Source organism: Paenibacillus sp. NRS-1781 (assembly GCF_050467745.1).
Taxonomy (GTDB): Bacteria; Bacillota; Bacilli; order Paenibacillales; family Paenibacillaceae; genus Paenibacillus; species Paenibacillus terrae_A.
Window position 1 is genome coordinate 79,002 of record NZ_JBITPI010000051.1, and the last position, 25,943, is coordinate 104,944.

Annotated in this window: 23 protein-coding genes; 14 read left to right on the forward strand and 9 right to left on the reverse strand. The window is 46.1% G+C overall.

From position 1 onward, the window contains the following. Window positions 1-44: 44 nt before the first annotated feature. Together ACIFO6_RS19525 and ACIFO6_RS19530 are read left to right on the forward strand one after the other, a co-directional pair. Window positions 45-1,205, forward strand: a complete 1,161-nt coding sequence (locus ACIFO6_RS19525; RefSeq protein WP_430043038.1) for a response regulator — start codon at window positions 45-47, stop codon at window positions 1,203-1,205. Window positions 1,206-1,244: 39 nt separating this feature from the next. Further along, a complete protein-coding gene (locus ACIFO6_RS19530; protein ID WP_430043040.1) occupies window positions 1,245-4,370 on the forward strand; it encodes an ATP-binding response regulator in 3,126 nt (1,041 codons plus the stop codon). A gap of 115 nt (window positions 4,371-4,485) precedes the next feature. Here the strand turns inward: ACIFO6_RS19530 and ACIFO6_RS19535 are convergent, their stop codons facing one another. After that, the gene (locus tag ACIFO6_RS19535; protein WP_430043042.1) at window positions 4,486-4,932 is read right to left on the reverse strand and encodes an N-acetyltransferase family protein; all 447 of its coding nucleotides are present in this window, start codon (window positions 4,930-4,932) and stop codon (window positions 4,486-4,488) included. Between the two features lie 263 nt (window positions 4,933-5,195). Next, entirely contained in the window at window positions 5,196-5,777 is a 582-nt protein-coding gene (locus ACIFO6_RS19540; protein WP_430043044.1) for a TetR/AcrR family transcriptional regulator, read from the reverse strand. A 370-nt stretch (window positions 5,778-6,147) separates the two neighbouring features. On the opposite strand from ACIFO6_RS19540, the gene ACIFO6_RS19545 reads away from it, so the two are divergent. The 3 genes from ACIFO6_RS19545 to ACIFO6_RS19555 all read left to right on the forward strand — a co-directional run bounded on the left by ACIFO6_RS19545 (window position 6,148) and on the right by ACIFO6_RS19555 (window position 9,428). After that, window positions 6,148-7,209: an LLM class flavin-dependent oxidoreductase gene (locus ACIFO6_RS19545; RefSeq protein ID WP_430043046.1), complete on the forward strand. Its 1,062-nt coding sequence runs from the start codon at window positions 6,148-6,150 to the stop codon at window positions 7,207-7,209. A gap of 22 nt (window positions 7,210-7,231) precedes the next feature. Further along, window positions 7,232-8,170, forward strand: a complete 939-nt coding sequence (locus ACIFO6_RS19550; protein WP_430043048.1) for an alpha/beta hydrolase — start codon at window positions 7,232-7,234, stop codon at window positions 8,168-8,170. A 178-nt stretch (window positions 8,171-8,348) separates the two neighbouring features. Further along, window positions 8,349-9,428, forward strand: coding sequence for a PRK06851 family protein (locus ACIFO6_RS19555; protein WP_430043050.1), 1,080 nt, complete (start codon window positions 8,349-8,351; stop codon window positions 9,426-9,428). 106 nt (window positions 9,429-9,534) lie between these two features. On the opposite strand, the gene ACIFO6_RS19560 is transcribed toward ACIFO6_RS19555, so the two are convergent. Further along, window positions 9,535-10,980 carry a DEAD/DEAH box helicase gene (locus ACIFO6_RS19560; RefSeq protein WP_430043051.1) on the reverse strand — a complete coding sequence of 482 codons (1,446 nt, stop codon included), beginning with the start codon at window positions 10,978-10,980 and terminating at the stop codon, window positions 9,535-9,537. 309 nt (window positions 10,981-11,289) lie between these two features. On the opposite strand from ACIFO6_RS19560, the gene ACIFO6_RS19565 reads away from it, so the two are divergent. Both ACIFO6_RS19565 and ACIFO6_RS19570 read left to right on the forward strand, forming a co-directional pair. Then, a complete protein-coding gene (locus tag ACIFO6_RS19565; RefSeq protein ID WP_430043053.1) occupies window positions 11,290-12,246 on the forward strand; it encodes an endo-1,4-beta-xylanase in 957 nt (318 codons plus the stop codon). Window positions 12,247-12,312: 66 nt separating this feature from the next. After that, window positions 12,313-12,438, forward strand: a complete 126-nt coding sequence (locus tag ACIFO6_RS19570) for a hypothetical protein (protein ID WP_430043055.1) — start codon at window positions 12,313-12,315, stop codon at window positions 12,436-12,438. Between the two features lie 78 nt (window positions 12,439-12,516). Here the strand turns inward: ACIFO6_RS19570 and ACIFO6_RS19575 are convergent, their stop codons facing one another. From ACIFO6_RS19575 to ACIFO6_RS19585, 3 genes are all read right to left on the reverse strand, one after another. Continuing rightward, window positions 12,517-13,647 (reverse strand): RDD family protein, encoded by a 1,131-nt coding sequence (locus tag ACIFO6_RS19575; RefSeq protein ID WP_430043058.1) that lies wholly within the window; start codon window positions 13,645-13,647, stop codon window positions 12,517-12,519. A gap of 191 nt (window positions 13,648-13,838) precedes the next feature. After that, window positions 13,839-14,666 carry a GNAT family N-acetyltransferase gene (locus tag ACIFO6_RS19580; protein ID WP_430043060.1) on the reverse strand — a complete coding sequence of 276 codons (828 nt, stop codon included), beginning with the start codon at window positions 14,664-14,666 and terminating at the stop codon, window positions 13,839-13,841. 104 nt (window positions 14,667-14,770) lie between these two features. Beyond that, a complete protein-coding gene (locus ACIFO6_RS19585) occupies window positions 14,771-15,667 on the reverse strand; it encodes a DMT family transporter (protein ID WP_430043063.1) in 897 nt (298 codons plus the stop codon). 109 nt (window positions 15,668-15,776) lie between these two features. On the opposite strand from ACIFO6_RS19585, the gene ACIFO6_RS19590 reads away from it, so the two are divergent. The 4 genes from ACIFO6_RS19590 (at window position 15,777) to ACIFO6_RS19605 (ending at window position 19,361) form a co-directional block, all read left to right on the forward strand. Next, window positions 15,777-17,156, forward strand: coding sequence for a PLP-dependent aminotransferase family protein (locus ACIFO6_RS19590; RefSeq protein WP_430043065.1), 1,380 nt, complete (start codon window positions 15,777-15,779; stop codon window positions 17,154-17,156). A gap of 189 nt (window positions 17,157-17,345) precedes the next feature. Then, window positions 17,346-17,702, forward strand: a complete 357-nt coding sequence (locus ACIFO6_RS19595) for a hypothetical protein (protein ID WP_430043067.1) — start codon at window positions 17,346-17,348, stop codon at window positions 17,700-17,702. A 192-nt stretch (window positions 17,703-17,894) separates the two neighbouring features. After that, entirely contained in the window at window positions 17,895-18,761 is an 867-nt protein-coding gene (locus ACIFO6_RS19600; RefSeq protein ID WP_430043069.1) for an SDR family oxidoreductase, read from the forward strand. 258 nt (window positions 18,762-19,019) lie between these two features. Then, window positions 19,020-19,361, forward strand: a complete 342-nt coding sequence (locus ACIFO6_RS19605) for a zinc ribbon domain-containing protein YjdM (RefSeq protein ID WP_025686189.1) — start codon at window positions 19,020-19,022, stop codon at window positions 19,359-19,361. Window positions 19,362-19,514: 153 nt separating this feature from the next. On the opposite strand, the gene ACIFO6_RS19610 is transcribed toward ACIFO6_RS19605, so the two are convergent. Further along, window positions 19,515-20,270 (reverse strand): AIM24 family protein, encoded by a 756-nt coding sequence (locus tag ACIFO6_RS19610; protein WP_430043072.1) that lies wholly within the window; start codon window positions 20,268-20,270, stop codon window positions 19,515-19,517. A gap of 250 nt (window positions 20,271-20,520) precedes the next feature. On the opposite strand from ACIFO6_RS19610, the gene ACIFO6_RS19615 reads away from it, so the two are divergent. Continuing rightward, a complete protein-coding gene (locus ACIFO6_RS19615; protein WP_430043073.1) occupies window positions 20,521-21,573 on the forward strand; it encodes an LLM class flavin-dependent oxidoreductase in 1,053 nt (350 codons plus the stop codon). A 131-nt stretch (window positions 21,574-21,704) separates the two neighbouring features. Here ACIFO6_RS19615 and ACIFO6_RS19620 read toward each other — a convergent pair whose 3' ends face one another. Then, window positions 21,705-23,213: an aminotransferase class V-fold PLP-dependent enzyme gene (locus tag ACIFO6_RS19620; protein ID WP_430043075.1), complete on the reverse strand. Its 1,509-nt coding sequence runs from the start codon at window positions 23,211-23,213 to the stop codon at window positions 21,705-21,707. A gap of 286 nt (window positions 23,214-23,499) precedes the next feature. On the opposite strand from ACIFO6_RS19620, the gene ACIFO6_RS19625 reads away from it, so the two are divergent. Beyond that, window positions 23,500-23,859, forward strand: a complete 360-nt coding sequence (locus ACIFO6_RS19625) for a winged helix-turn-helix transcriptional regulator (protein ID WP_430043076.1) — start codon at window positions 23,500-23,502, stop codon at window positions 23,857-23,859. Window positions 23,860-23,944: 85 nt separating this feature from the next. On the opposite strand, the gene ACIFO6_RS19630 is transcribed toward ACIFO6_RS19625, so the two are convergent. Then, on the reverse strand, window positions 23,945-24,508 hold the full coding sequence (locus ACIFO6_RS19630; protein WP_430043078.1) for an NAD(P)H-dependent oxidoreductase: 564 nt from the start codon (window positions 24,506-24,508) through the stop codon (window positions 23,945-23,947). A gap of 366 nt (window positions 24,509-24,874) precedes the next feature. On the opposite strand from ACIFO6_RS19630, the gene ACIFO6_RS19635 reads away from it, so the two are divergent. Then, window positions 24,875-25,834 carry a radical SAM protein gene (locus ACIFO6_RS19635; protein WP_430043080.1) on the forward strand — a complete coding sequence of 320 codons (960 nt, stop codon included), beginning with the start codon at window positions 24,875-24,877 and terminating at the stop codon, window positions 25,832-25,834. The last annotated feature ends 109 nt before the right edge of the window (window positions 25,835-25,943 follow it).

The following is a 25,943-nucleotide window of genomic DNA, read 5'->3' on the forward strand; positions in this document are numbered from 1 at the left end:
CTTCGTTATTTTATATACTATCTCTCTTGTTCAGGAGGTCCTCTGTGAAAGTCCTATTAGTTGATGACGAACCGTTAGCGTTGATCGGGCTTCAAAAAATACTTGAAAGTGAAATAAGTGATATAGAGATTGTGGCCGCGTTCTCGAATCCAAAAGAGGCTATTACAGGCGTATTAGAGCATCGGCCCGATGTAGTATTCCTGGACATACAAATGCCCGAGATCGACGGTTTAAAACTTGGTATGCAGATACAGGCAGTCGCTCCGGGCATCGAAATTGTTTTTGTGACCGGTTACAATCAGTATGCAGTGCGCGCTTTTGAACTTTATGCCCTGGACTATATTATGAAGCCAGTGCAAAGAGAGCGTTTACGAAATACTGTTATACGGATAAAAGAGAAGCTGAACATGAAAGTCTTGATGAAACGGCCGGATACGAACTCGCCTTTGATCTGCTGTTTCAATCGGATTCAGTTCAAACCGAACGGTATGGAGTTTCAAAACGTTAAATGGAGGACAAGTAAGGCACAAGAATTGTTTGCCTATTTGCTCCATCATCGGGACCGGATGGTTAACCGTAGTGTGTTGCTTGAATTGTTATGGCCGGATGTTGAGGAGGCAAAGGCAGCGCAGAATCTCTATACGGCCATTTATTATATTCGTCAAACCTTAAAAAAACATAGTATGGAAACGGTATCCATTCACGCCGGAGATTTAGAAGCTGGATACCAGCTTGAAATTGGAGAAGCGCGTGTAAATATTAATATATGGGAATATGAGATGAAGCAATTGGGCGTCATGGGTGAGCGTACCGTCGACGCTTATGAGTGCGTGCTTGGGATGTACACGGGTGATTACCTTGGAGATTGTGGATACTTGTGGGCGGAACATGAACGGGAACGCTTGCGATTACTATGGCTGTACCAGATGAATAGACTAAGCGAGTTTTACCAGCAGCAAGGATCGTTGGACAAAGCCATCCAAGTGAACCTACGCATTCAACGAATATGTCCAGACGAGGAAGAATGCTATTTTTCGTTGATGAAGCTCTATCACGCCGCTGGCAATCCTGTCGACGTAGAAGAACAATATTTGATTCTGAAAGAGAGAATAGAACGCGAGTTAGAACTGCCGATTAGCGCCGACATTACCCGTTGGTATAAGCAGTGGAAGTCCCAGGATACCGCCTCGTCGTTCGTAGTATAAATAAAGGAATAACTCCGGCTTTTGTCGAACTGTCACGGTATGAATAGACTAATTCCATCCAGAACCTCTTGTCGTAACATCATTTTCATCCTTTTGTTGCTTAGTATTCTCTCGGGACTGAGATGGGCTTGGTCGGAAGTTTTTCCGGTGGAGAAGTCTTTCCGCGCCGTCGACGGGATCGTCGACTTGCGAGGATCGGATCTTGAGGACTCCTCACCGATAACCTTGGACGGACAATGGGAGTTCTATCCCCGTCAGCTGCTGACCCGTCAACAAATTCAATCGGAGGATCACGAGGTTCACGGCATTTCAGTACCGGGGGACTGGAGGGAAACGTTAAATCCTGATTCCAATACCTCCTACGGGTATGGAACGTACCGGCTGCGTATTATGACCGATCCCCTTAAGCAGCCTGTCGCGTTCTGGATTAAAAAAGGCATTCAGGCTTCTTCGGAAGTCGAAATCAATGGCACCGTCTTGGGCGGAGCCGGTCGCGTCTCTGCAATAGCAAGCGAGTACACCCCGAATAACGTTCCGTATAAGCTCTCCTATTGGGGAAAAGGGAAGACAGAGATCGAACTGCTCATACGCGTAGCCAACTATGACGCTCCCTTCTCCGGAGGGATTGTGAGCTCCATACGGTTCGGCTCGCAGACGGCGATTGATACCATGAGCTGGTATTCGATCGGGTTCCAATTAATAGCCGTCTTAATTATTCTGCTGCATGGTTTATATGCTTGTATCGTCTACATGTACAACCCCAAAGACCGCTCTCTATTGATCACGGGCTTGATCTATTTGTCGACCGGCATCGCGATATTCAGCGGTCACGAGAAGGTGTTGTTTTGGTGGCTGCCCGCCAACTATGAGTGGGCGATTAAGCTAAGAACGATCATGCTGCTGTATCAGAATTTATCCATTCTGCTGGTCTACAGAAAGTTTGCCGGAGCACCACCACGCAGTAGAGGGCTACAGACTTATATCGCCGTTGTTGTGCTCCTAACGGTGGTTATTCTGGTGGGGCCTGCTTGGGTCGTGAACAGTGTAGTCGATTTGCAGATTTTTCTCTCATTCTACTTGATGTCGTACTTTTGGTTTATTTGGATTGTAGTAACGATGGTGTTCAAGAAGCACAGTGACAAAGATGTGAATCTCTTGCTGTTTACTGCGGCCAGCATTATGTCCAATCTGGCATGGAGCATTATCGAGTCGTTCAAGGATATGACGAGCGTCTATTATCCGATCGATGTCACGGTCGCCGTAATGGTATTTTCCGCGTATTGGTTTAAAAAATATTTACGCAATGTCAATGAAATCAGCGAATTATATGAGCAGTTGAAAGTTGTCGACAAAATGAAGGACCAGTTCCTGGCCAACACCTCGCACGAACTGCGGACGCCGCTGCACGGCATTATGAATATTACGGGGACCATCTATGCGAGGGAGAAAGGGAAGCTTGAGGAGAGCAGCCGCAAAGAGATGGAGCTGCTTGGCACCATTAGCCGGCGCATGTCCTACTTGCTGGACGATTTGCTCGACATCGCGCGGCTTCAGGAACATCGCATCACCTTACAGCTTGAGGTGTTAAAGATTCAAGCGATCGTACCCGGCGTATTGGCTATGCTCAAGTATATGACGGAAGGAAAACCCGTCCAACTGCAAATGGAGATTGCGGAAACGATGCCTGCCGTAATGCTGGACGAGAAAAGATTTGTGCAAATCATGTACAATCTTCTGGAAAATGCTCTCAAATATACGGAGAAGGGAACGATCTCTGTTTCTGCTAAGGTTAAGGGCGAACATGCCTTGATCGAAGTCGCTGATACTGGCGTCGGCATGGACGATGAGACGCAAGCGCGTATCTTTATGCCATATGTGCAAGGGGCATACGGAATAAGCGACGGTCGAGGGATCGGGCTGGGCCTTAGCATTTGCAAGCAGCTGATCGAATTGCACGGTGGCACATTATCGGTGGTTTCAGCACCGGGCCAAGGCTCGACGTTCCGTTTCCAGTTGCCGCTTGTTCTCAAGCCAGCCCCTTTGTTGCCGCCAACGGTTCTGCTTCCCGAGCAGGAAGCAGCCGCAATGATCCCAACGTATGCCCGCTTCCGTGCGTCAGATCATGAGCTGCACAACTGGGCCGCTCATGACGGAATTCCGCCTCTGCTGCAGGACAAAAAGATTTATATTCTGGCGGTAGACGATGATCCGATCAATCTGAATGTGCTCGTAGGCATCCTTTCGGCGGAGCCGTATCACGTCACGACGGTTTATTCGGCTCAAGAAGCGTTGGACTTGCTGGAGACGCAACCATGGGATTTGTTGATTGCCGACGTGATGATGCCGCAAATGTCTGGTTATGAATTGACACAGAAGGTGAGAGAGCGTTACTCCATGTCGGAGCTGCCGGTGTTGCTGATGACCGCACGCAGTCAATCCGTCGACATTTACACCGGATTTTTGGCAGGGGCAAGCGATTACGTCACCAAGCCAGCGGACGCGTTAGAGCTCAAATACCGGATTCGGGCGTTAATTACGCTGAAGCAGTCGATCCATGACAGGCTGAGAATTGAAGCTGCTTATCTGCAGGCGCAAATCCAACCGCATTTTCTGTTTAATACGTTTAATGCGCTGATGGTGCTTAGCGAGATCGACACGGAGAAGATGCGTATGCTGGGAGAAGCTCTCACGTCCTTCTTGCGGATTAGCTTCGATTATCTCAATACTGGGGAAATGGTCGTGCTATCCCATGAGCTGGAGCTGGTCGAATCTTATCTATATATTGAAAAGGAGCGTTTCAGGGACAAGCTGTCAGTCGTCTGGGAAGTAGAGTCGGATATTAGCCTGTTACTGCCGCCGCTGTCGATCCAGCCGCTGGTTGAGAATGCCGTGAATCACGGTCTTATGAGCAGAGCAATTGGTGGTACTGTTCATCTTAGGGTGGTTCGCCAGTACCACAGCATCCTCATCGAAGTCATAGATAACGGCATTGGCATGTCCCTGGAAATGGTGGCTCATCTGTTAAATCCCGCCATGAAAGAGAAAGGTGGCATTGGCATTTCCAATACGAACCGAAGATTGATCCAGCTGTACGGTCGAGGACTGTCGATTGACAGCAAACCCGGCGAGGGAACGACAGTGTCCTTTGTCATTCCGATGAAGTAGACGGAGTTATTGGCGGCAAGTAAGCAAGCCACCCTAACAACCATTGACGATGTTCCAAGTCGTCGATGGTTGTTTTTTTAATCCAATGGCCTTGTATAATCAAAACCCTGCCTTGTTATGAAGAAAAGTGAACCCAATCTTTCCCTTGGGTGGCACCCATCTTTTTAAAGAAAATTTGAGCGCGTTTATTCTCAGTAGAAGTGATCCAGGTCATGCGAGCATATCCATGATTTTGTGAGTACTTTTGGCATTCTAAAAAAAGCTGAAATTCCACTTCTGTATCTCTAAATGGCTCCATTACAAAAAGGTCGTTCATAACTGTGATTTTGTCTGCTTTCATCGTGCTAAATGTAAAGAATAATGTGGCAAAGCCGATTAACTCTCCATTTTGCTCTACCACAAATTGTATACCATTGTGCTGTTCAAAAAGGGTTTGGATCAAATTATGAATTTTTTCGACAGGTGGCCTAGGGTTTTGATAAAAACCAACGATGTACTCATACATTAACTCGGTCAAACTGTGTAAATCATCAGGCGCAGCGTTTCTTACTACAAATGACATTAAATAGACTCCTTTTTCATTAATTTTGAATTATTATACTATATTAAGCATGAATATTCAAAGGGGCGTGTACTGTGAGAATGTGGACAGCGCATACTAACAACCATTGCCGACGTTCCACCAATAGGTTTATACAGGGTTAGATGGCTTAATCCCTATCAATTATAGGCCGTTTTTGGCCGATAAACCAGTTAAGCTGAACCGTATCATAAATGAATGACCCAATCGTGATTCCCATTCGTTAAAATTGAACTCATTCCGAATTATTTAAGCAATGTAAGTGTCACCTCTATCGTATTATCAATAAATGATCGCTCTGGACGAGACTTCATCATTACGGTTAGTCCAATTAACGATACGATTAGCGCCTGTGATACTGCCTTCGCATCTAACCCAATCTCAAATTCACCTGATCGTATACCTCGTTCAATGGTTTCTTGAAATATGACAGATAGGTACATTTGATGTTCCCTTGTAAGAATTTCAAATTTCTCATCATGAGGCGCAAGTTCGACCATTGTATTGATGCAAAAGCATCCTTTTCTAGGGTTTCCTGTATATTCCTCATCGACCACACCTTCAAAAAAAGTGCGAAATGCTTCTGTTACAGATGGGTTGCTTTGAAGTCTGGTTCGGACCAGAGAAGCACGGGACATCATGTATTTGCGTAGCGCGACTTCGAACAATTCCTTTTTGCCCCCAAAAGCTGAGTATATACTGGGGCGTTGAATTGCCATTCTGGAAGTTAAATCACTTAATGAGGTAGCCTCATATCCCTTCTCCCAAAACAGTTGTATAGCTGCATCTAATACTTTTTCTTCGTCAAATTCGCGGGTCCGTCCCATAATCAATACCCCTCGTTACTCTTGATTTTATTTTAATTGCTCAATGACTCCGATCATGTGAAATTGTCAGCAGTCTTTTTTTGCGTACCAAATAGTATATATTATCTTATAATTAGCCGTTTATATTGTCAAATGTGGATTAGCTTATCCTAGCAAGGGAAGTTTATTTATTGACATTATTCGTTTGTGTGAGTTATATTTACTGGGAAAATTATCGTACCAATCGGTATGTTATTTTCGAGAAACTTAAAACCAATGTAGATAGAGGGCAGCATTAATCTGAGGCTACACATCAACCTGCTTGAAAAGAACCGGAATAATAGTTTGAAGCTGATGACAGAGAAAGCTATTAGTATAGGAGAGATGGATCATGGAAATAGGTATTACTTCGTTTGTAGAAACGAAACCGGACGTTCAGACAGGTGAAGTAATGAGCCACGCACAGCGATTGCGTGAAGTTGTCCAGGAAATTGTCCTTGCTGATCAAGTGGGACTTGACGTGTTTGGTGTAGGTGAGCATCATCGGAAGGATTATTCGGCAGCTTCACCAGCAGTTGTGCTGTCTGCGGCTGCATCGCAGACGAAACGGATTCGGCTGACCAGTGCAGTGACGGTGCTTTCTTCAGCTGATCCGGTGCGCGTTTTTCAGGATTTTGCTACGCTGGATGGTATTTCGAATGGACGTGCGGAGATTATGGCCGGCCGGGGCTCCTTTATAGAATCTTTTCCACTGTTTGGCTATGACTTGGACGACTATGATGAGCTGTTTGAACAACATTTGGCATTGCTCCTTAAAATACGGGAGTCCGAAAAAGTAACCTGGAAGGGCGGGCATCGGTCAGCGATTAACAATTTGGGCGTGTATCCACGGCCCGTTCAAAATCCGTTACCTATATGGGTTGGCAGTGGGGGCAGACAGGATTCTGCGATCCGAGCAGGTCTGTTAGGACTGCCATTGATGCTGGCGATCATTGGTGGAAAACCGACGGATTTTGCACCGCTTGTGCAGCTTTATAAGAAAGCAGCAGCGCACGCTGGTCATGATGCATCAAGGCTTAAGGTTGGATCGCACTCGATAGGATTTGTTGGAGAGAATACTGAACGGGCTGCTGATACATTTTTCCCCTCTACCATGGCAGGTATGAATAGATTGGGCAAGGAGCGGGGTTGGGCACATTATGATCGTTCTAGCTACGATGCCGCGCGTAGCTTTGAAGGTGCACTGTATGTTGGCGATCCCGAGACTGTTGCCCAGAAGATCATTCATCTTCGCAAAAATGTAGGCGTTACACGATTTATGCTGTATGTTCCGTTAAGCACGATGCCGCATGCCGAGGTGATGAGAGCCATTGAGCTGCTAGGTACAGAGGTAGCACCCCGAGTTCGGGAAGAAATAGCCAAGTGGGAAGCCGAGACAGAAAAAAGGTCATAATTCAATTACAGGAGTGATTCGGATGAATTTTGAAAGTCGGGTATTGCCAGAATTAAGGCCGATATTAGCACAATTTCCTGGTTTTCAACTGGAGGAAAATTTAGAACTGAGCAGAAGCTATTTGTCGAGTCCTCCCATTGAGAAGTCGGAGCACGTACATACGACTAGCCGGATGATTCCAACCGTAGCAGGCGAGATATTGGTCAAAATCTACGAGCCTGCCCAGCGCACTGACGCTAAGCTTCCGGCCATGCTGTGGATTCACGGGGGAGGCTATGTGATGGGGCATCCTGATATGGACGACGCTTTGTGCGAACGCTTCGTGCAGGCGGCCAAATGCGTCGTCGTATCGGTCGATTATCGACTTGCTCCGGAGCACCCCTACCCAGCTGCTATTGATGACTGTTATGCCAGCTTGACGTGGATGACGGGCGAAGCTGAGCTGCTGGGCATTGACTTGGATCGGATCGCGATTGCCGGTGCAAGCGGGGGCGGCGGTCTGACCGCAGCGCTTGCTTTAATGGTTCGCGACAAAGGCGGGCCAGCCCTCGTCTTCCAAATGCCGCTGTATCCGATGCTCGACGACCGCAATATTACGGCGTCAAGCCATGAAATTAAGGCCGATAATGCAACATGGAACCGGACGGACAATTTGGCGGCCTGGAACATGTACTTGGGCGATCGTACCGAAGATAGCGATGTGTCCCCACATGCCGTCCCGTCGAGAGCGGAAAGCTTGGCGGGGCTACCGCCGACCTATACGTGCGTAGGCCAGCTCGATCTGTTCCGAGATGAGACGATCGAATATGTGGCACGTCTTGCTCAAGCGGGTGTAGACGTCGAATTTCATCTGTATCCCGGCACATTCCACAGCTTTGAAGGGATGGTTCCGCAAGCGGAAGTAAGCCAGCGCGCCAGCCAAAGTTATGTGGACGCCATTGCAAGAGCGCTTAATCCTTAAATCATCCAGGGGCTGTCTCCAAAGGTCTGAAACGACTTGGGAGATAGCCCCTTTGTAATACACAGTTTAGGAATTTGCAAATTCCTCAGTTATCAAAGATGGTAGGGAATGAAAGGCACCTTTTCCGTAGAAAATTAATACAATGGAGCATGACATTAGCCCAGAAAGGTGTGTGATTATGGACGGAACAATCCTTAGTTTCTATGCCAGCGGCAACACGGCTGAAGGATTTGCTAACCTGTATAATTCGTCACTTCAAGGATTAACACGTTTGTTTGTCTTAAAAGGAGGCCCTGGAACGGGGAAATCAAGGCTTATTCGAGAAATTGGAGAGCATATGGCACAGCAAGGCTATGAGATATGGATTCTCCATTGCGCATCGGACAACGATTCGTTGGACGGAGTAATTATACCCAAGTTAAAAGTAGGAGTCGTGGATGGAACGGCACCACATGTCATTGAGCCCGAACTGCCTGAGACAGTCATCGTGCACGTGGATGTAGAGCAGGCAGCCGATAGGCTTCAGTTGAATCTGCAAAAGCAAGAAATAGACAGCTTGACCGAACAAATCACGCAAGCACATAACCAAGCCTATTCCGGCTTTGCCAAAGCACTTCGTATTCACGACGAATGGGAAACCATATATATAGCCAGCATGAATTTTCAATTAGCTGATGAACTGACCCAGGAGTATATTGAACTCCTCTATGGTGATCGGAAACTGGAGAGAGTAAGTCGGGTAGACCGTCGTTTTCTAGGTGCGACTACGCCGAAGGGGGCTGTTGATTACGTCCCTAATCTGACTGCGGGCTTAAAGAGATATCTGGTTAAAGGCCGCGCCGGATCCGGTAAGTCTACTCTGTTAAAGAAATTAGCGGATGAAGGAATACAACGTGGCTTTGATATCGAAATCTACCATTGTGGCTTCGATCCGAACAGTCTCGATATGATTATCGTGCGAGAGCTTGGTTTTGCTATTTTCGACAGCACGGCACCGCATGAGTACGAGCCGGTCCACGCCACCGATGAAATCGTCGATATGTATTCGCGATGTATACAGCCCGGCACAGATGAAGCGCATTCGGATGCTATTGCCGACATTAAAGAGCGATACTCTAAAGCCATGAAGCAATCCATACAGCATCTGACACAAGCTAAGTCCTTACGGGATGAGTTAAAGGAAATCTATTCAGCGACGATGGATGTCCACCTTGTAGATCAAATAAGATCCCGGATCGAACAGGAAATTGGGGGATAGCTGGCAGCCATGAGCAGGAACAACTGACCTCGATAATTAAAATGGCTAGAGGAAAGGTGCGTCTATAGCGCCTTTCTCCCAGCCCTTCTTTTATAACGAGTAGCCTCTACCTATTCCCCTTGCGTACCTTTAACAGTTTACCTTTTACGGTCGTATTCTTCATAATCTCCAGCACAAGTGGACCCTTACCATTCAAAATCTCAACATCGGTTACATGATCAAGAATCGTAATGATCCCGATATCGCCTGCGGTTACCCCATCAAGCTTAGCGATGGTTCCCACAAAATCTACGGCTCTAAGTTTCTTCTTCTTGCCGCCATTGAAGTTAAGCTTCATAATCTGTTGGTTTAATTGCTCACGCTTGTCTTTTTTAAGTACAGTTCTGACATGCAGCTTCTGCTCAAAATCCTCTCTACGCCGATCTACAGCCTCTTCTGAGGGAGCTTTTACTTTCGGAATCGCGAATCCAATGTATGCTTCAATATCGGCTAATCGTCTGTCATCCTTAGGGGTAACCAGGGTAATGGCTTTTCCCGTCTTGCCTGCACGTCCCGTACGTCCTGTGCGATGAACATAGCTTTCCTTCTCAAGAGGAATATCGTAGTTCATGACATGGGTGATATTCGTGATATCAATACCTCTAGCAGCTACATCAGTCGCAATCAAGTAACGAAATTGTCCTCTTCTGAACGCATTCATCACCTCGAAACGCTCTTCCTGCTCCATCCCCCCATGAATACGATCACACGGATACTCCAGATCAGCCAAGGCTCTGAATAGCTTATCTACATTCTCCTGCGTACGGCAGAAAATAATGCAGCTCTCAGGATTCTCAACAATGAGCAGATTTTGAAGTAATACCAGCTTGTCCGCCTCTGCCACCTGAATCAAGGAGTGATCAATGGTAGCTGTCGTTATACCGGTCGCTTTTATTTCAATTTCAACAGGATTGTTCATATACTTGTGTGACAGTCTGGCTACATCCTCAGGAAAAGTAGCGGAGAATAACATCGTAGCCCTGTCACTAGGCAGGGCCTGAATGATCGACTGAACTTGCTCGATAAAGCCCATATTCAGCATTTCATCAGCCTCATCAATCACGAGATAGGCCATCCGATCTAACGATAGCGTGCCTCGTTCAATATGATCCAGTACACGACCTGGCGTACCTACAGCCATATGTGTTCTTTGCTTTAGCTCGGCCTTTTGTATATGAAAAGGATGTTTCCCATAAAGGGATGTTGCTTTTATCCGCTTAAAGCGTCCAATATTCGTGATGTCTTCGGTGACCTGTAACGCGAGTTCACGGGTTGGCGTCAGGATTAAAGCTTGGGGCTTATTTTCATTCCAATCTACTAGCTCACAGAGTGGAATACCATATGATGCTGTTTTGCCGCTACCTGTTTGTGATTTGGCCACAAGATCCTTCTTCTCAAGCGCAACGGGAATGACTTTCGTCTGAACTTCTGTTGGCGTCTCATAGCCTAGACTATCCAGCGCTCTCACGATTTCTTCACTTAATGGATAATCTGAAAAATGCTTCTGACTCATTTTCAACCTCTTCTGCGCTGTATTTGGAGTACCTATACATATAGAATGTCATCGTGCATCTAACGTATGCTTATATAGTATACTCTATATCCAGATTCACTCTAATACATATCGAATATTCCCCAATCTTGCCGTTACCGACTGCAAAAACAGATGTTTGGCTGTCCCGCAAGGATGTAAAGTTTCTTGGGTTAAATCTTTATTTTCACAGGTAGCAGAAAATAATCACTCATCCTTATAATTGGAAATGTAAGCGTTTTATTTTAAAGGGTGAGGTATTAAAAACTATACCTATGAGGAGGAGATTTTATGTTGAGAGTTAAAGTAGGCAAGTTGGTAAGCTGTTTGGCGTTGACGGGTGTATTGTTATCGTCTGTTCTGGTAAATCAGGCTGATGCTGGTCTGGCGAAGGGAAGCAAATTCCTCGGGAACGTCATTGCCGGCAGTGTCCCTCCTAGTTACGGAACGTACTGGAATCAGGTGACGCCGGAGAATTCAACCAAGTGGGGCTCGGTTGAAGGCAGCCGTAACAATATGAACTGGTCGCAGGCGGATACCGCCTACAATTATGCCCGTAATAATGGCTTCCCATTCAAGTTTCACACCTTGGTATGGGGCGCCCAGGAGCCAGGATGGATTGGCGGACTGTCGGCTGCTGATCAGAAGGCGGAAGTGACCCAGTGGATTCAAGCTGCCGGTCAGCGCTATCCGAATGCGGCGTTTGTAGATGTGGTGAATGAGCCACTGCATCAGAAGCCGTCCTTCCGTCATGCCATCGGCGGTGACGGGTCGACCGGATGGGATTGGGTCATATGGTCGTTCCAACAGGCCAGACAAGCTTTTCCCAATGCCAAGCTACTTATAAATGAATATGGAATTATCAACGACCCTTCATTAACCGACCAATACGTCAATATTATTAATCAGCTCAAAAGTAGAGGCTTAATTGACGGAATTGGCATTCAATGCCACCAGTTCAGTATGGACACCGTCTCAGTTAACACGATGAACACTGTACTGAACAAGCTATCGGCAACAGGATTGCCAATCTATGTGTCGGAACTAGATATAACTGGTGACGACAACACCCAGCTTGCCAGATACAAGGAAAAATTCCCAGTATTATGGAAGCATTCTTCGGTGAAGGGCGTTACGCTCTGGGGATACATTCAGGGGCAAACCTGGATATCGAATACACATCTACTGAACTCGAACGGCTCGGAACGTCCCGCGCTCCAATGGCTGAGACAATATCTGGGCAGCTAGTCCAATGGCGATGCAAAACCAGATGTGGGACTTTTGCTGAGCGTTTGGGGTAGGGGAGACGTTTACTTGACTAAGTCTATGGTCCGATTAGCTATAGACGGTTTGTGGTTTGCGGAAATGTTCGGGTTAGCTCCTCCGAATGAAGAACTACGGAAGAAAATTACGGAAGAATTAAAGACATGTATCAGGTAACAAGCACCAAAAAGCAGGCTGCTCTTAAGGAGTAACCTGCTTTTTCTGTCTTATCCTTTTTATTTCCAGCCACGCAGTCTAATGATGAACCTCGCGGAAGCTATAGGTAATGTCGTGCAGTTCTTTCTTTAAACGGCCGTCTTTAGACGCTGGTGCATATCCAAGCACCTGGTAGTAATTCTTTTCGGTCTTAATAATCGCCACATGGGTGACATATTTGTCCACATCTTTCTTGCCTTTAATCGTGAACTCAAGGGCAGGATATTCATGAATGGTTGTGTTAGAGACAGGTCCTACACTGGACAGGTTCCACTCTTTGGTTAAGTTATTTTCAGCTTTCTTACCATACTGTTGAAGAGTTATATTGCCCAATTGCTTTTTCGAGTGGGATAGTACCACAACGGACTTTTGAATGTACGGATTGAATATCGCAATCTCTGCTTTTCCTTCACGGTCCGGGTCTGTTGACCAGTCCAGTGGGGCCGTGATTTGAAACCGTCCATCTTTACTTACATAGCTTTGCTCTTTCTTGCTCACCGGGGCTTCAGGAGGCACATAGCTATTTGCCAGTATAAAAATAGCATTTACAAACGAGGCTCCCAAGATCACCATTGCGGTAAAAAATATAAAGAGCGAACGTTTCATTGTCTTTTTGCTAATCGGCTCTAAATCCCGCACCTTTACAACATATGTACCTGCGGCTAAATCACCAATTCGTTGTCTTGATGCAGTCACTAACACGCTGATACCAGCAGGTATCCCACCCATTAGCAACGGATTGGTGTCTATTAGCCTGAGTAGCGTACGAATGAGTGATTTAAGAAAACCAGGAGGCTTTCCTTCCCCGTTAACCACCTTAATACGAAAAACGAACTTACCAAGCGTATAGCCTGTGTAACCTTCCAAAAGCAAATAATAACTGAAGAAAGCAATAAGCAGAATACAACGGGATGCAATCGCTAAAGGCAAAAACCATCTATCCGTTATTTGAATGACAGAAACAAAAAAACAAATATACCCGATTAAAAAAAATATGAAATCAAAAGCCGTTGCTCCCCACCGGCTATACAGAGTAGAATTCCCGTACGTTTTTGATATTTCGGCCATCCTGTTGGTGTCTGCCCCATAATTTTGACCATGCCGAATGTACATCTGTCTTGAAGTTTCCTGTGGATTGTGTGATACGTGCTGTTCGTCCAAAAAATACACCTCTTCTTAATAATTAAAAACATACTCCTTATATTAACGGTCATTTTGCAATCCATGTTTAGGAAAATATTCTATAAAAAAAGAAATCACTATAAATATCCCTTCCTCTCATTTACTCTACAATTGGAAGAAGAAAGTAACGATAGACTCAGGAGGCATAGGTATGCAAAAGATTTAAATGTGATGAACCATTATCGTTGAAGCGGCATACACATTTCATATTGCTCAATGGGGTCTTTCGAGAGACCTATTTTTTGAATAAAACGCTCAATAGAGTCATTGTCGGGCAGGCTGATATACACCTTCTCAACCCTTTGGAGCTTTGCTGCTCCATGAAGGAGGGTGCGTCCAAGTCCTTGGCTGCGGTGCTTGGGATCAACCCAAAGAAAGTTGACTTTACCCTGCGGACTCATGGCCACCATGCCGAGGCAGGCTTGATTCACATCGTAGATACCGAGAAAAGCTTCCAGTGTACTGGCGGCGTAATAAGGTGTGTCGCTTTGCCAATGGATGTGACAATCGGTGAGTGTCTTACGGAAAGCCTCAACTTCCTCAAAGGTAATTTTCTTAATTGTGTACAAAGTTGAGGAAGCATCGGGTGGTGCAGAAGGCAGGGTTCCGTTGTAGTATTTCAACGTATAGCGCGTCTGGTAGCCATGTTTTTGATATAATTTTACAGCCCGATGATTATCCTTGATGACTTCAAGCCATAGCTGCTGGCAGTCCGCCAATAGAGCTGATTGTTTATGCAGTTCAAGCAACTTGTTGCTAATCCCCTGACCACGGTAAGCCGGAGCGATGCACAGCGTACCGCAACGCATGGTCTTGTACCCGTCAAACTGCCGGATACCGCCGAGGACCAAGCCGATTGGTTGATCCTGATCCATGGCAAGGAAAGAGTGATCCCGTGAATTGCCCTCCGGACCCAAAAAACGTGCTGCGAAATCGTCCTGGTCTGCGGACAAGCGAATCGAATAATCCGAGAACCCAAGCGAAAATGCCTGAAAAATGTGTTCCATGCCAACGTCAGTGCTTCTTTTATAGGTAATTATTGTTTATTCCCTCCTTGGTTAAGTACAAAGGATATGGAGCGAGTTCGGGAAAAGCTCTTTTGCGTGAGTCATCAGCGTTTCCCACGTGAAATAAGCATGATGCCAAGGGAGACAAAGCCTACACCCGCCAGATGAGCAATTGAAAAAGGTTCCCGAAGGATGACATAGGACAGTAGCAGCGTACTGAACGGAATACAACCGGTATATACAGCTGCCGTACTGGCCGGTACCCTAGATACGCCCCTGAACCATAATACATAGGCTAATGCTGTGACAAAGATACCATAATATAACACAAGTCCAACCTCCCCAGCACCAACGTGATTGAAGTTGAATTGCCGAGCCTCTCCAAAGGAACAAGCCAGGAACATGAGGAACGAAAAGAGTGTTATATACATGGTTCCAAGTAGGGAAGAGACATGGCTGGATAGCATCTTGCGTAATACCGTTAGTGCCGCTTCCCCGAATACGGCGGACAGGATAAGCAGCATGCCAATGAATGAGGTTGCCTTGGGCGCAGAAAACCAGAGAGCGGATATGTGAGGGGCTTGTAGCGCCAAAACGCCGAGCAACGAACAGGCGATCCCGAGTCGGGGGCGTAGCGTAATCTTTTCTTTCAGCAGCACATACGAAAGAAGGGCAACGATAGCTGGCGTCAAGCTTGTCATGATACCGCTTTCGGAAGCAGTGGCGTAGGTGAGCCCGTATAGCATCAGGACACGGAAGAGAAACATGCCGATCAGGGCCTGAATGAGCAGGATTAAGGCATCTCGTTTGCTGATCCTTAGTGAATATTTCCTGATTAACACAATGGGTACCAAGAACAGAAGGGCAACGGCCAGACTGGCAGATTGCGATAAAAAAACAGGCAGCCGCATCACGACCAGTTTACCGACTACCACAGAACTGCCGACGATGAAGGTTGCGATTAGTAATTCCATGTAAGTCGAAAGGGTGGGTTTGTTCATTCCTTCTCACCTCTTGTACAAATATTATTATATACTGTAACCATAGAAAATGGTTCGTTGTAGATCCAGTTGAACAGGTCTTTGACAGTACCGCTTGAGGGGGCAGCGTATGTGGGTATCTATTGATAAGAATGTGACAGTTCCTATGCTGCGTCAGGTGTATCAGACCATACGGGAACGTATTTTAGCTGGAGAACTGCATGCAGGATATAAGCTTCCTTCGACCCGGGTGCTGGCCTTACAGTTGAATGTCTCCCGGAATGTTATTCTCGAAGCTTATGAAATGCTGCTGGCCGAAGGTTTAGCCTCGGCGCGCCCAGGTTCAGGTACCTATGTAGCTGAGGGAGCCGTCCTTCCAGGCTATGTATCCTCACCGCCTATTGAAACGTCTGTGTCTGCAATAGGTATTCCATCTTCAAATGAGGTGTCGGTCATTTCCTTCCGGACCGGCCTGCCCGCGTTGGAGTTGTTCCCGCGCAAATCATGGGCCGACTTGCTTCAGTGCGTATGCAAAGAGGCTCCCGATCTGGCACTGGGTTATGGTAACCCTGCTGGTGAGCCTGAGCTACGAAGGGAGCTGGCTGACTATCTGATTCGCACCAGAGGAGTGAAAGCCAGACCGGAGCATATTGTAATTACTAGCGGAGCGGTACAAGCGATTCAGCTTGTCACCCGTCTGCTGCTGTCGGCGGGGGACGAAGTCTTGGTGGAGGAACCCACGAACGAAGATTTAAAAAGTATCCTGTCGGCTACAGGGGCAACACTGCGGAGCATGCCTGTTGATGATTCGGGAGTTATAACAGCGGATCTGCCGCAAATAAATCACCCTAAACTGGCCTATCTAACACCCTCGCACCAGTTCCCACTGGGGGGGATTCTGCCGATCCAAAGGCGGATCGAGCTCATCCGGTATGCCGTTCGGACAGGATGCCTTTTGCTCGAAGATGATTATGACAGTGAGTTCCGATTTGATGGGATGCCCGTTCACTCCTTGCAGAGTCTGGACCCGGAACGGGTGCTATACGTCGGAACGTTTAGCAAAATTTTATTCCCTGCACTGCGGATTGGTTATATTGTTCTTCCTCCGTCACGTGTCGCGGATTTTATCAGGTTAAAGCAACTGGCGGATTACCAGACGGCGAGCTTGGAGCAAATTGTATTGAGCCGTTACATCAGGAAGCGACTTCTTCATAAACATGTACATAAGATGAAAAAAGTGTACGCCAAACGGCGTCAAGTCCTGCTTGATAGTCTGGAGCAGCATTTTACGGGGGAATTCCGGGTATGTGGTCGGCCAGCTGGTTTGCATTTGGTAGCAGAGTTTCAGTTCACGCTCCGAGAGAATTTGGCGGAATGTTTCCGTAGCGAAAATGTATTTGCGGCACAGCTCGAAGGAAACCGACTGCTAATGGGCTATGGGCATCTAAATGAAAGCGAGATTCGTGAAGGGGTTAGCAGGATTAGGAATGCCCTGCAACGGTACATATGAGCGAATACGAAACCATTTCGTTGGAAGAGGTGTAAGTTCAGCCATTTCCAAGACGCCCTCCATGAGTGGAAATTATTATTCCTGGTGCGACCGCTTTGCCTGAAGAAGACCGCTCAGGTCTGAAGAAGGTTTTGGTGAGAATCCTGAGTTCTACACCCTGATTGCCGATGAAAAAAGGAGGCTATCAAATTGAGGTTTTATGAAAATAAAATAGTCCAAATTATCATTGCAATTCTCTATCCTATTGCGGCTTTCGTAATACTCAGCAACGGTCGCTTGATCGGCTCATGGACTATTCCAGCGATCCTTGCGATATTGTTTTGTTTTTTGTGGAAAAATCTTTGGTATCTAGCTATCTCCAATGTCTTAATGTGGCTGGTATCCGCACCTATGTGGTGGCTGTTCGTTGAGCGCATGAGAGAAGACCAAGGTCCGGCCATTTTTATTTCATCCTTGCCATTCATTGTGCTGTTACACGTATTTATTGTATTGATCCCCCAAATATTAATTGTTCTATGTAAGAATGTTATCTTGAAAAAAGCTTAAGACCCCTCACCACGGGGCAAATGCAAACCTTCTACGCCCCCGCGTACCTCTTTAACAATTCACGTTAATGCATCAATCAGCCTAACATTAATTTGCTGACAGCAGCTGTGTATTCATCAACTCCAAATTAGACAATTGTCATATTTATAGTTACTATAGAAAGGTAAATAAAATCTGAATGGAGGATTTCTTATGAAAATCGCATTAACAGGAGCAACCGGGCAACTGGGCTCCATCGTAGTAGAGGCGTTGCTTGCATCCGTATCGGCAGAAGACCTTATTGTTAGCGTGAGAAATCCGGAAAAAGCAGAAAGCTTGCGTGCCCGTGGTGTTGACGTTCGTCACGGCGATTTTGATAAACCGGAGACGCTGGACCAAGCGTTTACCGGTGTAGACCGACTGCTGATTATATCCGCAGACGGCGATAATGATACGAGAATCCGCCAGCACAAGGCTGCTGTGGATGCTGCTGTACGTGCGGGAGTAGGCTTCATTGCGTATACCAGCGTTGCCAATGCGGCCGACAGCACTCTGTTCCTTGCACCTGTACATCGTACAACGGAAGAGTTCATTCGCAAATCAGGCATTCCTTACTCTTTTCTGCGCAATAACTGGTATCTTGAAAATGAAGCAGGCACGATTCAATCCGTGCTGGCCGGGGCTCCTTGGCTGACCTCAGCAGGCTCCGGTAAAGTAGGTTGGGCTACCCGTGCAGATTATGCGCAAGCGGCGGCAGTCGTTTTGTCCGGCGAAGGGCATGAAAACACAATATACGAGCTTTCCGGCAAGTCGATTACCCAAGAAGAGTTTGCCGCGATTCTTGCTAAGGTGCTGGGTAAGGATGTGCCTGTACAGCAGGTAGACGATGCTGCGTATACCGACATTATGCTTGGTGCGGGTGTTCCGGAAGCCGCAATCCCTATTGTGGTCGGTATTCAGCAAGCGATTCGCGAAGGAGCTTTGGATGCTGCAAGCAACGATTTCGAAAAGCTTCTGAAACGCCCACTTACGCCGCTTAGCCAAGGAATTCGTGAGCTGGTTGAGCAAATAAAGGCATAACACTGCCGTAGAATACATTTTCAAAATATGATTCTGCTTATGATAAAGGATGCTCCCCTAACAAGGCGGGCATTCTTTTTTAGTCATCATTATCATCCAAATGAAAAGGGAAATCCCAAACTAATTTCCTCTATTAGTGGAATCGTTGCTGATTTTCCAATATACTTGTAAGGAACTCCAGGGAGGGCTTGGAGCAAGGTTTGTTCATAGGGTGATCACAGTAGTAGAATTTTGAAAATGAATGGAGTACATAAGACGATGTCTAATTTGCCAAATTGCCCGGAATGTAACTCAGAATACACGTACGAGGATCGGAGTCTTTTCATTTGCCCGGAATGCGCTCATGAGTGGTCTTCCGATTCAGAAGCAGCGAATAACGAAGATGTAAAAGTCATCAAGGATGCCAATGGTAACGTCCTGAAAGACGGTGATTCTGTAACCGTCATTAAAGACCTTAAAGTCAAAGGAAGCTCATCCGTCCTGAAAATCGGCACAAAAGTAAAGAATATCCGTCTGGTGGAAGGCGATCATGATATTGATTGCAAAATTGATGGCTTCGGAGCGATGAAATTAAAATCGGAGTTTGTGAAAAAGAACTAGCGATCGTTTGAACGCAATCCAACGAGTGTGGAGCTTGTACTGGGAAACCCCTTTGAAATAAGAGGGGTTTTTCTTTATGTTCGGACACTTTTTAGTTCAATAAGGATTTAGGAAAAGGAGAAGCTAGGGGCTTCTCCTTGGAATATACATCGTTTACAGCGGTGCCAGCCAAACGGTTCCGGTTCCTCTGTACACATTAACCAGACCTTCGCCGGAAGCGGCAGAGCCAAGCTTGGTCTTTCCAGATTTCTCGACGGTAAACTGTAAGGTATTGGACCACATGAGGGCAAAATTGCCGTCCACTTTTAGCACATCATTTTGCAATTCAACAATGACGGCTTCCTCGGATGGGATAGGCGCTTGCAGGGCAAGAACTCCTTTTCCCCGGGCGCTTAAATTAAATAATCCCTCTCCACCCAGTGCGGCCGAGGAAAGGTTGCTACGGGCAACGACGGATATGTCCAGCGTGGTTTCACAAGCTAGAAATAAGCCGTCTTCGATGGCAATGTGATCATTATCGACATCAATGAGCCAAATGTAACTATAAGTAGGTTCCAGCATAATCGTACCCGTGCCCTTATAGTGAGGTTTGATGGCACTTGTTCCCGTTACCGCACCAGACACCAAATTTCGCATTAAGCCGCCTACGCCTTTTACGCCGGTAGTCATCTCCATACTGCCCACCGTATATTGCATGGCGCCCGCCTTCATCATAATTTCACTATTGTTGATTTCGATCATGAGCTGCTTGCGTCGCATGTTACTTTTGCTCATATAGTAATTGGCTTCCGCAGCCGCAACCGAGGTGCAGCTTAAATCCGATATGTATTCCAATACGCTAAATCCACCTAATTGGTCTGTGATGGCAACATTGCTGTTATCCTTTAGGTTATTGATGACAAAAGCCATGGATGTATGAGCCTCCTTGTTGTATTCATGTTGTGAGGATGGAAATCTCTTTTACTCCATAAAATATTCGACAAAAAGATTTCGTTTCCTGCGGCGAATCTTGACACTCCCTTTGGCTGATTTTCAGACTCAGAAAAGGAGAGCTTGAAAAAAACGCGGAAAAGGTTCAATATAAAGATATCGGTTTTTAAAATGGTTTGCTCACAAAGCAGCCTATGAGAACGAGACATTGAAGCAGGGGGTAGGGCAAGTGGAGATAGGTATCAGCACATTTGTAGAAACAACGCCGGATACACAAACGGGTGAGGTCATCAGTCATGCGCAACGAATACGTGAAGTTGTCGAGGAGATTGTGCTTGCAGATCGGGTAGGACTGGATGTATATGGCGTGGGAGAGCATCATCGTAAAGATTATGCGGCATCTGCTCCTGCGGTAATATTAGCTGCTGCTGCTTCGCAGACCCAGCGGATTCGGCTGACCAGCGCGGTCACGGTGCTTTCCTCAGATGATCCGGTACGTGTATTTCAGGATTTTGCCACATTGGACGGCATCTCGAATGGACGAGCTGAGATTATGGCAGGCCGGGGTTCTTTTATCGAATCGTTCCCGCTGTTTGGCTATGATTTGGATAACTATGACGAACTGTTTGATGAAAAACTCGAACTATTATTGAAAATACGGGATTCTGAAAAAGTCACCTGGAAGGGCGGACATCGGCCTGCGATCAATAATCTGGGTGTGTATCCACGTCCGGTTCAAAATCCGTTGCCCGTATGGATTGGTAGCGGAGGCAATCAGGAATCTGTAGTTCGTGCCGGTTTGCTCGGATTGCCGCTGGTACTGGCGATTATTGGTGGTAGCCCTGTGCAGTTTGCACCACTTGTGGAGCTGTATAAAAAAGCGGCTGCGCATGCAGGGCACGACGCATCTCTGTTACCTGTGGCATCCCATTCGCATGGTTTTATCGCGGAAAATACCGAGATTGCAGCCGACAAGTTTTTCCCTTCTACTCAGCAAAGTATGAATGTGCTTGGGCGGGAGCGTGGATGGGGTCCTTACACTCGTTCCAGCTTTGATGCCGCTCGTAGCTTTGAAGGGGCGTTGTATGTAGGCGATCCCGATACGGTTGCCAAGAAAATCATCCACCTGCGTAAGCAGGTAGGCATTACACGCTTCCTGTTGCACGTACCTGTTGGTACGATGCCGCACGAGGATGTCATGAGAGCCATTGAGCTATTGGGAACAGAGGTAGCCCCACGGGTGCGCGAGGAAATATCCAAGTGGGAAACTGAGAGTAAATAAGCGTTTTTCTTCTAAGTGGATGGATAAAAAAGAAAGGAGCAGCCTTCGGTACAAGGTGGCTCCTTTCTTTTTTGAGAGTTATCGAGTATTCAACAAAGGGCATTTAAGAGAAGGGATTGGACAGGGATCTCCTAATTACTAAAATTGAACCATTTGCTGACATCTATTTTTTGATGTTCATACCTATATCGCCACTCGTTGGAGTCGGGCTGGTACGTATAATCCTTTTGCCACGCTATGATATTTTCTACAACCGCTCGTATGGAAGAGATCAGATAGGAGACTTCCTGAATCGTCATTATGGGATGGAGGGACAGGCGCACCCAGCCGGGTTTTCTCGATAGGTCTCCCGCATGGATGAGGTCTGACATCTGATGAGAGGTTTGTTGGTCGATGCCCAGCAAATAGTGTCCATACGTTCCTGCACAGGAGCAACCGCCGCGGACCTGAATTCCGAACCGATCATTCAGTAATTTTACGATCAGATTATAGTGGATATGGTCGACAACGAAAGAAACGATTCCGAGCCGTTCTTGGCTTGTTCCTCCTAGAATGTGCAAGCATGGTATTCCTTTCAACCCTTTTAACAATAATGACGTTAACTCCTTTTCTCGCTCCAAAATGCGGCTTTGGCCCATCTGTTCTTTTAGTTGAATGCAGAGCGCCGTTCGAATGGCCTGTAGAAAAGCAGGAGTTCCTCCATCCTCGCGTGCCTCGATATTCTCCTTATATTCGTACTCACCCCAAGGGTTGGTCCAGCTTACCGTACCGCCCCCAGGCTGATCCGGGGCATGGTTGAGGCTTAGCCGCGAATCCATGATTAGAACGCCGCTTGTTCCGGGGCCACCGAGAAATTTGTGGGGAGAAAATACAATAGCATCTAATCTTTCAAGCGGCTCTGTGGAATGCATGTTGATCTCGGCATAAGGGGCGTTTGCGGAAAAATCAATGAAACACACTCCGCCATGCTCATGCATTTTGCGGGATAGCTGATAAATCGGCGGCTCAAACCCCGTAACATTGGAACAGGCTGTAAAAGCGCCGATCTTGATAGGGCGATGACGGAATTGAAGCAGCAAACGTTCCAGATTTGCCGGATCAACGGTACCACTGGGACCGGGAGGAATGCACACGACGTCTCCAATCGTTTCCGCCCAGGAAATATGATTCGAGTGATGCTCCATATGGGTGACAAAAATAACGGGACGTTCTTTTTCAGCGATAGGGTAGTGATGCTTTAACTTTTCATGTATTTTCAATCCCAGCATGCGTTGAAGCTTATTTATGGCCCCTGTCATTCCGGACCCGGCAAACAGAATGATATCGTGTTTGTCAGCATGAGCGTGGTTCTTAATGATTCGCTTTGCCTCTTCGTAGGCTTGGGTCATCAGGGTACCTGTCAAATTAGACTCTGTATGGGTATTTGCTACAAAAGGGCCAAAATCGTTAGCTATTTTGGACTCAATAGGTCCGTATAGACGGCCGCTGGCTGCCCAATCCGCATACATCAGCTTTTTTGGCCCGTATGGAGATTCAAAGGTTTGACGATATCCAATCGTACCTTCCCGATATCGTGCGAAATAAGCCTCGCCAGAAGGCTGGTACGCACAATTGTTGCTTCCGATCCGAGCCTTGAGCATACTGCGGCGCCTCCCACGTGGTTCTGTCGTTCTAGGGTACGTAGGAAGACCCGAATGGGTTAAGAAAAATAGGCGAATGTCATCATTTTGACAAAATAAAAACCTCATCCGAAAGCCGTACTCATCCAGCCCAATTGGAGGGCAACTATCGTAAGAAGGAATGATGGGGAAACATCGGGCTAGTCTCTTCTGTGCCTCTTCGCTACTTTACCTCCTTTCAGTAACACTGTAAAATACAAAGTATGCATATGTATGTCTTATACCCACCCAAAGGAGAGTGTAACTTATGAGTGAAAGTTGTGTTCCTACTGGTGTGATGCTAAAAGATACTGGGTTCGGATATACGTTGTCCTTAATAGGCGGTAAATATAAAATGATCATTTTGTATTGTTTAGCTGAAAATAAGGTTATGCGGCATAATGAGCTGAAGCGAAGGATCGGTACCATTTCCTTTAAAACGCTAAGTATCATGTTAAAAGAACTGGAGGCAGATGGCCTGATCATACGCAAGGAATTTCCCCAAGTCCCTCCAAAAGTTGAATATTCATTATCTGAACGTGGTCTTTCTCTCATTCCATTGTTAAATATGATGTGCGAGTGGGGAGAGAATAACAGTTCGCCAGCTCTGGAGGCTATACAGCGGTAAGCATAGCTATTTAGTCTAATTCAAAAAGAAGTATCTCCTAAACAAGGAAATACTTCTTTTTTGTAGCTTTAATTAAAGCTACCTATTACAGGTTGTCCACAAAATTTAAATAATCTTTCGCGCTTTTTTCCAAATGAAGTGTAACCAGCTCATTTTCTTTGCCAGGCTCATTTTCACCAGGTTCGCTTTCTATACCATAAAACGCAAAAAACGAACGATAATCCGCATTGCAGTATAGCAATGTAGTTTCAAAAGGAGATAATAAATGTTCAAGCGTATAGTGGTATCTTCCCTCTTCGCTGTAATCTTCTTTTTTGATTCCGGCAGATACAGCTAAGCCGACTTTACGATTCTTTAATTTATCCCCTCCATTTGAGCCATATGCCCAACCATAAGTAAAAACATCGTCAAGCCACTTTTTAAGAAGTGGCGGACAATTAAACCAATAGAACGGGAACTGTAAAACAAGATTACGATGTGATTCAATTAATTGCTGTTCTTTTTCCACATCAATGTTTCCGTCAGGGTAAATTTTATACAATTCGTGTACAGTATACTTTTCAGGATATTTTTTGAGTTCTTCTACCCATCGCTTATTAATCACGGAATTTTCTATATTTGGGTGCGATACAATAATGAGAGTTTTCAAAGATTTTCCCTCCTTGAATATGATTTACTTCTAGAGTATAGAGTACGCACTGCAAATAAGTAAGTATGCACTTTTAGTACAGGTACTTACATAAAGGTTAGTGTCAATTCAGTTTTGTATATTTTTTAGCCTACAGATTTATAGAATACTATTATCTTTGCTAGGCGGTTGGTATGGGTTGTTATAGGCATAATGCGAGTAAAATACATGACCGGATAAAGCCATGTCTTCTCGGTTATATGCGTGTATTCCATACCATTCATTTAGAGTGACCGTTACCAATGTCATATCTCCAAACCGCTCCCATTCTGTATAATCTCAAGGGAATTCAAGACACAAGCCTGAGATCGGGAGGATCATGAGAAAGTGAGTATAGAGAACAAATATAAAGCGCTTGAACTGGAAAGGCCGGGTATCTACGAGTTGGAGGGGCTGGAAGTTGGGGTCACCTCCAATTGTAATTTTAAATGCGATTATTGCTGTGCATACCAGCGGAATGATGGACAATGCATCAGCAGTAAAGAAGTGATACGCATCATCGATGAAATCCCCACCTTAAAGCGCGTCCGGCTGTCAGGGGGAGAAGTGACCTTGAAGTATCAGGATTGTCTGGACATTGTGGCTCATTGTTCGAGCAAGGGAATCGCTACCCAGCTTAACACTAATGCGAGCTTGCTCAGTCCTGAACGGATTGAGAGGCTGCGTGATGCGGGGCTTTCCAACATCCATATCTCCTTCAACTTCACGGACCCCGAGAAATATGCGGCATATTATCATGTTCATCCTCGCATGTATGAGAAAATTGCGCAGAATATTCGATTATGTACCGAAGCCAAGCTGGAAACGGTGCTGGAGACCTTGCTATTTGCCGAGACGCAGAACAACATGCCAACGATCAGTGAAAAAGTATATGAACTCGGTGTACGCATCCATGAAATCCAAAATAGCATCGTGATGGATCATACCAACTGGAACGCTATCTCCACCAAGGAGGCACTTGTTCGTTCCGTTCATGACTTGATCGCACATAAAAAGGACGATACCGTGCTGTATTTCACTTGTATGGATCGTTTTGCAGAAGCACTGGGCTTCAAGGAGCAGCCGGGTGTTTATTTTTCAAACTGCGTAGATGGTAAAAAGCAGCTCCACCTTCACGGGAATGGCGATATTCTGATCTGTGAGCTGTGCCATCCTGTGGTCATTGGCAACATTTACAACGGAACTTCCTTAAAAAATATTTATACCCATAAACCCAAGGCACTAGAGGAGTTTCTCGACAAATTGCCTTGTCCTGCATACGATGCGCTTTTTCCGAACGGGATCTGAGAGGGTAAAGATGTAAATAACGGAGTGATTGCCCTTAAAAGCGGCTATTGCTAAATAGCAGGGATGTTACAGCATCCTTGCTATTTTTTATGTGCGCCCGGCATGGGCG

Excerpts from the sequence above, each read along its gene's own strand:
- ACIFO6_RS19580 (WP_430043060.1), bottom strand. The coding sequence starts at position 14,666 with ATGGAACACATTTTTCAGGCATTTTCGCTTGGGTTCTCGGATTATTCG.
- ACIFO6_RS19620 (WP_430043075.1), bottom strand. The coding sequence starts at position 23,213 with ATGCTCAAGGCTCGGATCGGAAGCAACAATTGTGCGTACCAGCCTTCT.
- ACIFO6_RS19550 (WP_430043048.1), top strand. The coding sequence starts at position 7,232 with ATGAATTTTGAAAGTCGGGTATTGCCAGAATTAAGGCCGATATTAGCA.
- ACIFO6_RS19585 (WP_430043063.1), bottom strand. The coding sequence starts at position 15,667 with ATGAACAAACCCACCCTTTCGACTTACATGGAATTACTAATCGCAACC.
- ACIFO6_RS19605 (WP_025686189.1), top strand. The coding sequence starts at position 19,020 with ATGTCTAATTTGCCAAATTGCCCGGAATGTAACTCAGAATACACGTAC.
- ACIFO6_RS19565 (WP_430043053.1), top strand. The coding sequence starts at position 11,290 with ATGTTGAGAGTTAAAGTAGGCAAGTTGGTAAGCTGTTTGGCGTTGACG.
- ACIFO6_RS19535 (WP_430043042.1), bottom strand. The coding sequence starts at position 4,932 with ATGTCATTTGTAGTAAGAAACGCTGCGCCTGATGATTTACACAGTTTG.
- ACIFO6_RS19560 (WP_430043051.1), bottom strand. The coding sequence starts at position 10,980 with ATGAGTCAGAAGCATTTTTCAGATTATCCATTAAGTGAAGAAATCGTG.
- ACIFO6_RS19540 (WP_430043044.1), bottom strand. The coding sequence starts at position 5,777 with ATGGGACGGACCCGCGAATTTGACGAAGAAAAAGTATTAGATGCAGCT.
- ACIFO6_RS19590 (WP_430043065.1), top strand. The coding sequence starts at position 15,777 with ATGTGGGTATCTATTGATAAGAATGTGACAGTTCCTATGCTGCGTCAG.
- ACIFO6_RS19600 (WP_430043069.1), top strand. The coding sequence starts at position 17,895 with ATGAAAATCGCATTAACAGGAGCAACCGGGCAACTGGGCTCCATCGTA.
- ACIFO6_RS19545 (WP_430043046.1), top strand. The coding sequence starts at position 6,148 with ATGGAAATAGGTATTACTTCGTTTGTAGAAACGAAACCGGACGTTCAG.
- ACIFO6_RS19530 (WP_430043040.1), top strand. The coding sequence starts at position 1,245 with ATGAATAGACTAATTCCATCCAGAACCTCTTGTCGTAACATCATTTTC.
- ACIFO6_RS19610 (WP_430043072.1), bottom strand. The coding sequence starts at position 20,270 with ATGGCTTTTGTCATCAATAACCTAAAGGATAACAGCAATGTTGCCATC.
- ACIFO6_RS19555 (WP_430043050.1), top strand. The coding sequence starts at position 8,349 with ATGGACGGAACAATCCTTAGTTTCTATGCCAGCGGCAACACGGCTGAA.
- ACIFO6_RS19625 (WP_430043076.1), top strand. The coding sequence starts at position 23,500 with ATGAGTGAAAGTTGTGTTCCTACTGGTGTGATGCTAAAAGATACTGGG.